This window comes from Micromonospora sicca (assembly GCF_003172935.1).
Taxonomy (GTDB): domain Bacteria; phylum Actinomycetota; class Actinomycetes; order Mycobacteriales; family Micromonosporaceae; genus Micromonospora; species Micromonospora sicca.
This window is the reverse complement of the sequence record NZ_QGKS01000514.1, coordinates 1-3,208: the sequence shown is the minus strand read 5'-3', so window position 1 is coordinate 3,208 and position 3,208 is coordinate 1. Positions and strand designations below refer to the sequence as shown.

Annotated in this window: 3 protein-coding genes; 1 reads left to right on the top strand and 2 read right to left on the bottom strand. The window is 73.0% G+C overall.

Translation table 11 applies throughout. The features are described 5' to 3' along the window. Positions 1-319: helix-turn-helix transcriptional regulator (locus tag DKT69_RS36775; RefSeq protein WP_146231321.1), on the top strand; the 319-nt coding region annotated here is incomplete at its 5' end. A gap of 117 nt (positions 320-436) precedes the next feature. Here DKT69_RS36775 and DKT69_RS36770 read toward each other — a convergent pair. Both DKT69_RS36770 and DKT69_RS36765 read right to left on the bottom strand, forming a co-directional pair. Further along, positions 437-1,861, bottom strand: a complete 1,425-nt coding sequence (locus DKT69_RS36770) for an aldehyde dehydrogenase family protein (protein WP_109805952.1) — start codon at positions 1,859-1,861, stop codon at positions 437-439. 338 nt (positions 1,862-2,199) lie between these two features. After that, the coding region (locus tag DKT69_RS36765; RefSeq protein ID WP_109805951.1) for a chitinase at positions 2,200-3,208 on the bottom strand (1,009 nt) is incomplete at its 5' end.

The following is a 3,208-nucleotide window of genomic DNA, read 5'->3' as shown; positions in this document are numbered from 1 at the left end:
CGTCGCGGCCGCGCTGCGCGCCATGCCCGCCCGCACGGCCCACCCGTGGACCGTGGCGGAGCTGGCCCGGGTGGCGGCCGTCTCCCGGTCCACGCTGGCGGCCCGGTTCAAGGACCGGGTCGGCAAGGGCCCGCTGGAGTACCTCACCGAGTGGCGGATCGAACTCGCCGCCGACCAGATCCGACGCGGCGGCGAGACCGTCGCCACCATCGCCCGGGCCGTCGGCTACGGCTCCGAGAGCGCGTTCAGCGTCGCCTTCAAACGCACCACCGGCCTCTCACCGCGCGCCTACCGCAGTCACCTCACCCGTGCCGGCTGAACCGCCCGGGTCGGCGCGCCCAGCACGGCGGGGGCGGCGGGGATCCTCGAGGAATGTCAGTCACCGCACTACACGCGGCCACCCCGGCCCGGCGGCTCGGGCCGGGGCGGCCGTTCCTCACCGCTGAATCGACTTGGTCTCCAGGAACTCCTCCAGGCCGAACCGGCCGAACTCGCGGCCGTTGCCCGACTGCTTGTAGCCGCCGAACGGGGCGAGTGGGTTCCACTGCCCGCCGTTGACGTCGACCTGGCCCACCCGCAGGCGCGCGGCGACCGCCAGCGCGTGCTCCGGCTCGCCGAAGACCCCGCTGGTCAGGCCGTACACGGTGCCGTTGGCGATGGCGATGGCCTCCTCCTCGTCGGCGTACGGGATGATCGTCAGCACCGGACCGAAGATCTCCTCCTGGGCGATCGCGGAGCGCGGGTCGACGTCGGCGAAGATGGTCGGCCGGACGTAGGCTCCCTTCTCCAGGCCCTCGGGGCGGCCCGGGCCGCCGAACACCAGCCGCGCGCCCTCGGCGACGCCGCGGGCGATGTACCCGTCGACCTTCCGCCGGTGCGCTTCCGAGGCCATCGGACCGAGCACTGTCGGCTCGTCGGTCGGGTCGCCGACGGTGAACCGCCGCGCCGCCTCGACGGCGAGCGCGACGACCTCCTCCTGGCGCGCGGCGGGCACCAGCATCCGCGGCCACGCGCCGCAGACCTGGCCGCCGTTGGCGAACGCCATCATCACGCCGGTGGCGACCGCCTTCGGCAGGTCGGCGTCGTCGAGGACGATGTTCGCCCCCTTGCCGCCCAGCTCAAGGGTGACCCGCTTGACCGTCTCGGCGGCCACCGCGGAGATCCGACGGCCGGCCCGGGTGGAGCCGGTGAAGGAGACCATGTCGATGTCCGGGTGGGCGGAGATCGCCTCGCCGACGACCGGGCCGGTGCCGTACACCACGTTGAACACCCCGGGCGGCAAACCCGCCCCGTCGGTCACCTCGGCGAGGATCCGCGCGGTCAGCGGGGCGTTCTCGGAGGGCTTGAAGACCATCGTGTTCCCGGCGAGAAGCGCGGGGGCCAGCTTGGACACGATCTGCTGCAGCGGGAAGTTCCACGGGGTGATCGCGGCCACCACGCCGATCGGCTCGCGCAGGATCAGGGAGTTTCCGATCTCCTCGGTCCAGGGGAAGTCGTCGGCGAGACCCGCGACGGACTCGATCACCGCCGCCGGGAACCCGACCTGCGCGGTGCGGGACATCGCGATCGGGGAGCCCATCTCGGCGGTGATCGCCGAGGCGATCTCCTCCTGACGGGCGGCGAGGCCCGCGGCGACGCGGCGCAGCACGGCCGCCCGCTCGGCCGGGGTGGTCGCCGCCCACGAGGAGAAGGCGGCCCGGGCGGTGGCGACGGCACGGTCGACGTCGGCGGCCGTCCCGGCCGGCACCTCGGCCACGAGGTCGCCGGTCGCCGGGTTCACCACGGGCAGGGTGCCGGCCGAGCCGGCGACGATCTCGCCACCGATCCAGTGGCCGGTGACGGTGAAGGCGGAAGTAGTCATGGCTCGACCGTCGCACTGGCGCAGGACCCGAACCAGGGACGGCTTGTCCGGGACTCGGCGGTCCCTGGCCGGCGCGGCGCGGCACCGGCGTCCCGGCACCTCAGCCGAGGGCGGCCGGGCGAACTCGCCGCGCCACGTCCCAAGGGGCGTTCGCCCCGCCCTGCCGCAAACGGCCTGTGCGCAGTGCGCGGCGCGTCGATCCCGGCGGAACGCCTGGAGGTCTACCACACGCTCGCTTCTACGGTGCCAGCAGAAGCACGGCCCGACCTCGGTGGCGCCGGACCGCTCCGGCAGCCCGGCGCAACCCGGTGCACCCCGGGTGGCGGGGTCCCGCAGGGTCAACGGCCCTGGAGGGCCTTGACGTTGTCGCCGAAGGTCCAGCCCTTCGACCCGTCCCAGTTGATCGACCAGGTCATCAGACCCTTCAGGCCGCCCTGGTATGTGTTCCAGGCCTGCGCCACGGAGGACGGCGCCAGGTACCCGCCGCCGGCCCCGGACTGCGCGGGCAGGCCGGGGACCTGCCGGTCGTACGGGACGCGGATGGTGGTGCCCTGCACGACCAGGCCGGCGTTGAGGCAGTTGGTCTGCGCGACGAACCCCTGCACGGTACCGGCGGCGTACGAGTCGCCGGAGCAGCCGTACATGCTGCCGTTGTAGTACTGCATGTTCAGCCACCAGAGCCGGTCGTTGTCGACGTACCGCTTGATGATCGGCAGGTAGGCGCCCCAGATGGACCCGTAGGTGACGCTGCCGCCGGTGACGTACGCGGTCTCCGGCGCCATGGTCAGCCCGAAGCCGGCCGGCATCTGTGCGAGCACCCCGTCGATGATGCGGACCAGGTTGGCCTGTGAGGTGGAGAGCCGGGTGATGTCGCCGCTGCCGGTGAGCCCGGTCTCGATGTCGATGTCGATGCCGTCGAAGTTGTACCTCTTGAGGATCGGCACCACCGTGGCGACGAACCGGTCGGCGACTGCGGCGGAGCTGAGGTCGATGCCGGCGGTCGCGCCGCCGATCGACAGCAGGACGGTCAGCCCGGCGGCCTTGGCCTGGCACATCTCGGCCGGGGTGGGCACCTTGACGCCGGTGTCCATGCCGTCCTCCCAGAGCACGGTGCCGTCCGAGCGGATCACCGGGAAGGCGGCGGTGACCACGTTGTAGCCGTGCCCGCGGATGCGGGAATCGGTGATCGGGATCCAGCCCAGCGGCGGGTGAACTCCGTTGGCCGCCCCGTCCCAGCTCTCCCAGTACCCCTGGAGCACCTTGCCGGTGGGCCGCGGCTTGGTCGCGCAGGTGCCCGTGCCGGGCGGAGCCGACGTGGTCGGGGTGGGCGACGGCGTGGCCGTAGGT